Raw genomic sequence first — 7,308 nt, 5'->3', positions numbered from 1 at the left:
GGTAAAACCATTGAAGCAGGCTTAATCATTCACCAGCTGTTGCTCTTAGAGCGTGCCAAGCGGGTATTGATTCTGCTGCCAGACAGCTTAGTGCACCAATGGCTGGTAGAAATGTTGCGCCGCTTCAATCTGAAGTTCAGTATTTTCAATGAAGCTCGCTGCCAACAAATAGACCAGTACGAAGACGACCCAAGCAGTATTTTCTTTGACGAAGAAGAGTCCAAAGAAAATGAAGAAAACCCCTTTGAAGACGCCCAGTTGGTCATTTGCCCACTGAGCTGGATCAGCGCCCACGAACGCCGCCAAGGCCAACTCATGGAGGCGGGCTGGGACGTTCTCGTGGTTGACGAGGCCCACCACCTCCACTGGCAGGAAGACGGTAGTAGCTCTGCCGAATACCAATTGGTAGAGCGCCTTAGCGCCGAGATACCCAGCGTCTTGCTACTCACGGCAACCCCAGAGAACGCCGGTATCGATGGCCACTACGCCCGTTTGCGCCTGCTCGACCCCGCGCGCTACCCAAGCTTAGAGGCCTTCCGCGCCGAGCAAAGCCAATACGAAGGCATTAGCGATCTAATTCAAGGACTACTCGACAGCCCTGCCGAATCATTGGCCGACGCCGCCTTCACCGCGCAGCTTAGCGAACTCCTAGAACCAGCCCAGCTGGCCGCGTTAACCAGCAATGCTGACGCTGATTCAATCGAAAAAGTCGTGCGTGACTTACTCGACCGCTTCGGCACCGGCCGTATGTTATTCCGTAATACCCGCGCCTCGGTAGGCGGCTTTCCCCAGCGGGTATTACACGAACATCCACTCGACGCACCAGCGGAATACCAAGCGGCACTCGGCCTAGTCGACGAAGAGTCGGCCCTGCACCCAGAACTCTTACTCGGTGACGCATGGATTAAACTCGACCCCCGCGTCAGCTGGGTAGAAAAATTCTTGCTGCAACACCCCGACGACAAAGTTCTATTGATTTGCAGCAACAAAAACACCGCCCAAGACTTGGAGTTACAACTGCGAGTACGACGTGGCATCGCCAGCGCGCTATTCATTGAAGATCTCAATCTCATTGAGCGCGATCGCGCCGCCGCCTATTTTGCCGATCCAGAAGACGGCGCCCAAGTATTAATCTGTTCAGAAATTGGCAGCGAAGGCCGCAACTTTCAGTTCGCCCAGCATTTAGTGTTATTCGACTTACCGCTTAACCCTGACCTGCTGGAGCAACGTATTGGCCGCTTAGATCGCATCGGCCAGCTCGGCGACGTTAATCTACATGTACCCTATTACCAAGGTAGCGCTCAAGACAAACTGCTGTGCTGGTACCGCGATGCCCTGGCCATCTTTAGCCAGCCTTGCACCGTGGGCAACGCCCTAATGCTAGAATTTAGCGGCGAACTCCTTGCTGCGCTTGCTGGCACTGCCGACAATGCCAGCTTTGCCGAGTTGGTTAGCCGCGCCGCCAATAAATCTGAAGAGTTGCAAGTTAGCCTGCGTAACGGTCGCAACCGCTTACTAGAACTCAACTCCTGTAACCCAGCACGCGCCAGCGAATTAATCACGGCATTAGAAGCCGAGCAGCGCAGCGACAGTCTTGCCGAATACGTCAATATTCTCTCTGACCAGTTTGGTTTGGTGCACGAAGACCACAGTGACAATGCCGTGATTTTGCGCCCCGGCGATCACATGATTACCGAAGCGTTCCCGCATTTGCCCGAGGACGGTATTACCGGCACCTTCGACCGCGAACGCGCTCTTAGCCGCGAAGACATGGCTTACTTCAGCTGGGAACACCCACTGATCAGTGGCGGCATGGACTTAATAATGTCCAGTGACTTTGGCAGTGCCACGGTCTGCACCATCGCCGTTAAAGGCTTAAAAGCTGGCACACTTTTATTAGAAGCGCTGTACAGCCCCGCCCTACAAGCGCCGCCGTGGCTGCAACTGTCCCGCTACTTACCGGCCCAGAGCTTCCGCTTGGTGGTAGACCACCAACAGCGCAACCTCACTGCCAGTGTCGCCCACAAAAAACTAAATCAGCTTGCCCAAGGCATTAAAAAGACAGTGATGCCCGCCTTGCTCAGAGAAGTGCGCCCGAGCCTTACCGCCATGCTACCTAATGTTGAAGCGCTAGCCGAAGCCGCCGCCAAAGAGTGGATCAGCACCGCGCTAGACAATTACGACAAAGATCGCAGCGCCGAACGCCAGCGACTACAGGCACTTATGAACCGCAATCCGCACATCAGCCCTGCTGAGTTAGAAAGCTTTGATGCCGAGACAAGTCTGGGCAAAGATGCCCTAGACAATATGCAACTCAATATGTCGGCGCTACGCTTAGCTATTGTTAGCCAATAAACGCTCGCTTAATTAAAGCCGGAGAAAATATGTATTTGTTTTCCATTAACGCCACCGCCAAAACCAGTAAAGGTGAATTCACCGAGGGCGAGCAAGCGCCATTTATTGTGTATATCGATTTCAAAGACATGTTCGGCGCTGAGAACTTAGCCAAATTATTCGTCATGGCCGAAGGCTTTATTAACGTTGAAATTGAGAAACGCAAACTTATCGACAATGCGCATATCCCAGATAATCCCGCATTGGCGAAAGACCCGCAAATACTTGAGGCACTCGCTAAAGGGTATTGTGTGCAGGCGTTTAGCGCGCACTAGTTTGGCGGGAGAGGGAAAACGCAAAACATAAATCAGCGTCTGCCAATCCCGTCATATTTGTTACGCACTTTAGGCGATCATTTCAGCCCGCAACTCACGCTTTAATATTTTTCCTGCACCAGAGATCGGTAGAGGCTCGCGACGTATAGTTACCGAGCGAGGTCGCTTAAAGTCAGCCAGCTGCTCCCGGCAATGATTGAGTATGGTAGCTTCTTCAAGATCAACCCCCGCCGCAGGAACCACTATCGCATGCACTGCTTCGCCCCATTTTTCATGGGGAAGTCCGATCACGCTGCACTGTGCCACCCCCGGAATATCGTAAATCGCATTTTCTACTTCAACGGTATACACATTCTCACCACCGCTGATGATCATGTCTTTTATACGATCAACCACATACACAAAACCCAGTTCATCCATTACCCCGGCGTCACCAGTATGCAGCCAACCACCGCGCAGAGCTGCGGCGGTTTCCTCCGGCCGCTTCCAGTAGCCCTGCATAACCTGCGGGCCTCTGGCGACAATTTCCCCGGTTTCACCAATGGCTAATTCGCGATCTTCGCTATCGACTATGCGCAGCTCGGTACCGTAAATTGGTCTGCCAGCTGAGCGCGCCTGAGGCAGCGGCTCACCCTTGCCATGCCAGCGCGGCGGCAATATCGTTAACACCGGCGACGACTCAGTCTGACCATAAGCCTGACTTAAATCCAAGTCTGGGTAGGCGCTCAAAATTTCCCGTGTCAGTGCCTCTGGCATGGGCGAAGCGCCGTAATACAAATGCTTTAGCACCTTAAACACTCGATCGGCCACTGCCCGATCAGACATCACCATTTGAATCATCGTCGGCACCAAGACGGTGAATTCAACCTGATGTTTAGAAACGATTTCCGCCAGCCCCTGCGGTGAAAACTGCGGCAAAATAACATGCACACCGCCCAGCATACTAACGACATGGGTAAACAGTGAATCAGCAATATGGAACATTGGCGCGGCATGCAGGTATTTACCACCCGCGGCTAAACCACAATCGGCAATAAAAGCAATGCTGTGAGCGACCTGATTATCGTGGCTTAGCATTACACCCTTGGAGCGGCCAGTGGTGCCACCGGTGTAAAAAATACTGGAAATATCTGTACCAGACACTTCCGCCCGGGCAGCGGCGGAACTAGTGGTGATCAAGCTATCATAACTGAGCATACCGTCTGGACAGTCGCCACTATCCGCCCAAATGACGGTGATTGCTTCAGTAAGCGCTAAGGGTAAGTTTTGATAGGTAGCTAAATTCTGACGATCGACAAAAAGTAGCTTGGCTTCACAATCTTCTAACGCAAAGGCGACTTCAGCGGCAGTCCAGCGAATATTAATGGGCACCACCGCCGCACCCAACCACTGAACGGCGTAGGTAGACTCTATATTGCGGTAGGCATTCCCCAGCAATTGCGCAACGTGATCGCCAAATCCAATACCACAGGTTTGTAAGGCTCCGGCTAATCTCCCAACTCGGCCACTCAGCTCTTGCCAACTGAAGTTGATTTCATTTTCGATAATAGCGCTGCTATTAGGACAACGCAGTGCATTTCTTATTATTGACTCTGTTGTATTCATTTATTCAACCCCAGCTTTATTGAGCACCACGACCAATATTCGACTTGCCTGATGCAAAAATCTAAATTCACTCAGAATATGCTTAACCTGCCTACCGACGTCAAGCTCATATAAGATACTTGTCGCAAAGATCAAGGACGAGTGCTAACCCAGTCACCTTAGCAAACAGTCTCCCTGCAGCGCGACTCATTCCACGAATGAGCAGGCATGCTATACTGGCCGCTATGACTACCAAGCCCCCAGTAAAGCGCCGCAACGCCCTTAAAACCAAAGCCAATATACTCGAGGCCGCGCAAAAAGCATTTGCCGAACACGGCTACGACCAAACTGGAATACGCGACATAGCGGCCCTTGCGGATATAAGTTCACCACTCCTTCTACGCTATTTCGGCTCCAAAGCAGGCTTGTTTGAAGCTGCACTGATCGACGCGATGCGTTTAGACGATTTATTCAAAAGCAATACAGAATTGCCACTTGGCCTCGGCCGCCATTTAGCGCAACTCTTCGTCGATCCCAATCTCGAGCTCAGACCGCCCTCAATCATTACTTTATCAACCGGCAACAAAGAGGCGCGAGATATAGCGACCCGCGTCACCGAAGAATATATTTTAGTGCCGCTAGCGAAGCGTCTGGGCGAACCCAACGGCAAAGCCCGTGCCCTGGAAATTTTGATATTGGCGATGGGCTTCGTGCTATTTACTCGGCAGATTCCCCTCGCCCCAAAAGATAAAAGCGACAGTGAAGAATTAATAAACTGGTTTGCTGAATCAATACAGGCCATTGTCGATAAAGCTTAAGATAAACTGTCGACTTAAAGTCAGTCGCCTTTCTCCACAGCCTTCATAGCATCAAGCACTCCAGCTTCCATCGCATCCCGAACCGTCAAGTAAAAAGTAGATGCTTGATTAAGGCGCTCACGACTGAGATCGGAAGTCAGTTGTGGCGCGCGATTTTGCAGTAAACGCGCCACCGACCCCAAAAGCGATACCTGATCCATTAGCACGCCACCATAGCTGTCGGATGCCTCGTAAAATACTCGTTTAGTGCCGCGCTCACCGAAGCGGCGCGCTAGCGAATGTTTTTCCAGTAACCGAGCGGCAACACTGGCGCCACTTTTACTCACACCAAGCTCCTCCGATATTTGATCCAAGGTCACCGCCTCGGCGCTCAACAATAGGTAGCCGTACAAGCGAGCGGCTACTTGGGGCATTCCCCAGGGCGTTAACAGTGACGCTATGTCGTCGATAAACCGACTGTCATCTTGGCTCAAACTCAAATCCGGCATAATGCCCCACTCATGCTATAAAAATATAATCGTGCGACACCGCTTGTCGCCAACGTCCCCAGCCCGGCACATCAATAACAGCGCTTAGTTAATCGCCGCAGCCGGCAACACCTCATCCACAACACGTTGTAAATAAGGCCAGGCAAGCGCTGGAGGACAGCCGCCGCAGAGTGGGTGCAGGGGCAATCGCCCCCACTGTTTAATCAAGGCAACGGCTTCGTCAACCGTTACCACACGGTAAGCCCCTTGCTCCGCGCGCAGCTCGGCCACGGTCTTACTCTTAGAAAGACTCGACGCATGGAGGCCCGCCTGCTCATTCCACGTCGCGTAGGAAAGTGCATCAGCTAACATATGTGGCCCCACCTCATCCCAAGCTTGATCTGGGTCGGGGTGAACAAACACCACACTGGGCATACCGGGCGGCGGAATAAGACAGGGACCCGGCGCAAAGCCAGCGTCGCGACATGCCATTAAATAGGCTTCTTCCATGCCCGGCGCATTGTTCTGGGCAAGAAAGCCCAGGCCATTTCGACCAGCGCGGCGCGCCGCCGGCTTACTACCGCCGCCCCACATTATGGTGGGCCTTCCCGGCGTATAGGATCCCGGGGTAATTCTCGCGCCATTCTCTGTGTTTCCTGCCAATGCGAAACAGGCCATTAACTTCGCTAGCTTTTCATCGGCAATGGCGCCGCGCCGATCAAAATCCAAACCAAATAACTCGTATTCATCTGGTCGATAGCCAATGCCCAAAACATAACTCACTCGGCCACGGCTTATATGGTCAAGTACAATCATTTCTTCCGCCAAGCGCACCGGGTCGTATAGTGGTAATAAAGTGGCGGCAATCGTGATCGCAAGTTTGCTGGTGACTGCCGCCATTGACGAGGCGAGTATTAGCGGCGCGGGTAAATAGCCGTCATTTGAGGCGTGGTGCTCAGATAAACAAATTGAAAAATTTCCCTGCTCGTCAGCCCAGCGCGCCATCGCAATCGCGGCCTGATAGTGATCCGCAATCTCTGCCGCCGACTTACCCGGCACCCGCATATCAAACCGCATCATGTGCATATTATTATCCTTGTCATTAATTTAGCAGGCATACTCACGCTACTGGGCGATTGCCGATGCATACTGTGCCCGCAGTACTTTCTTATCTGGTTTGCCCACGGGGGTTTGCGGAATCGAGTCGATAAACTTCACGACTTTAGGCGCTTGAAATGAGCCTTTACGCTCCGCCACTAAGCGGATCAACTCTTGGTCTGCCACCGCCTGACCTTCTCGCAAAACGACCAGTGCTGTGACTTCTTCACCCCACTTGGGGTGAGGCACACCAATCACAGCGACTTGGGATACGGCCGGGTGCTCACTAAGCACATCTTCAACCTCCCTAGGATAAACATTAAAGCCACCAGTCACGATCATGTCCTTGGTGCGATCCACAATGCGCAAAAAGCCGTCGGCGTCACGCACCGCGACATCGCCAGTATGGAGCCAACCGCCCTTAAATGCCTCAGCTGTTAATTCCGGATCGCGATATCCATCCATGAGTAAGGGGCCGCGCACACAGATTTCCCCCGGTTCATTGATCGCCACCGGGTTGCCGTCGGCATTTTGCAATTGCACATTCACCCAAGGGCTTGGGCGACCGCAGCTTGCTAAACGCTGCATATTATTCACATCGTGATCGGCTTTTCGCAAAATGGAAATCGCCATTGGCGCTTCGGCCTGACCGTAGAACTGACTGAACACCGG

Annotated in this window: 7 protein-coding genes; 3 read left to right on the top strand and 4 right to left on the bottom strand. The window is 52.7% G+C overall.

Annotated elements, in window-relative coordinates:
• Together rapA and ABYT30_RS13150 are read left to right on the top strand one after the other, a co-directional pair.
• On the top strand, window positions 1-2,355 hold a 2,355-nt coding region (gene rapA, locus ABYT30_RS13155), incomplete at its 5' end, for an RNA polymerase-associated protein RapA (protein WP_373096902.1).
• A gap of 29 nt (window positions 2,356-2,384) precedes the next feature.
• Window positions 2,385-2,669, top strand: a complete 285-nt coding sequence (locus tag ABYT30_RS13150) for a hypothetical protein (RefSeq protein ID WP_373096900.1) — start codon at window positions 2,385-2,387, stop codon at window positions 2,667-2,669.
• Between the two features lie 69 nt (window positions 2,670-2,738).
• Here the strand turns inward: ABYT30_RS13150 and ABYT30_RS13145 are convergent, their stop codons facing one another.
• Complete coding sequence (locus tag ABYT30_RS13145; RefSeq protein WP_373096898.1) at window positions 2,739-4,274, bottom strand: long-chain-fatty-acid--CoA ligase; 1,536 nt, start codon at window positions 4,272-4,274, stop codon at window positions 2,739-2,741.
• 224 nt (window positions 4,275-4,498) lie between these two features.
• Here ABYT30_RS13145 and ABYT30_RS13140 point away from each other — a divergent pair, with 224 nt between their 5' ends.
• Window positions 4,499-5,071 (top strand): TetR family transcriptional regulator, encoded by a 573-nt coding sequence (locus ABYT30_RS13140; RefSeq protein ID WP_373082307.1) that lies wholly within the window; start codon window positions 4,499-4,501, stop codon window positions 5,069-5,071.
• 20 nt (window positions 5,072-5,091) lie between these two features.
• Here ABYT30_RS13140 and ABYT30_RS13135 read toward each other — a convergent pair whose 3' ends face one another.
• The 3 genes from ABYT30_RS13135 to ABYT30_RS13125 form a co-directional block, all read right to left on the bottom strand.
• Complete coding sequence (locus ABYT30_RS13135) at window positions 5,092-5,559, bottom strand: GbsR/MarR family transcriptional regulator (protein WP_373082308.1); 468 nt, start codon at window positions 5,557-5,559, stop codon at window positions 5,092-5,094.
• An 84-nt stretch (window positions 5,560-5,643) separates the two neighbouring features.
• Window positions 5,644-6,624 (bottom strand): LLM class flavin-dependent oxidoreductase, encoded by a 981-nt coding sequence (locus ABYT30_RS13130; protein ID WP_373096896.1) that lies wholly within the window; start codon window positions 6,622-6,624, stop codon window positions 5,644-5,646.
• A 39-nt stretch (window positions 6,625-6,663) separates the two neighbouring features.
• The coding region (locus ABYT30_RS13125) for an AMP-binding protein (RefSeq protein WP_373096895.1) at window positions 6,664-7,308 on the bottom strand (645 nt) is incomplete at its 5' end.

Origin of the sequence: Zhongshania sp., assembly GCF_041623545.1 — a bacterium.
Lineage (GTDB): Bacteria > Pseudomonadota > Gammaproteobacteria > Pseudomonadales > Spongiibacteraceae > Spongiibacter.
This window is presented reverse-complemented; position numbering and strand designations above follow the sequence as displayed.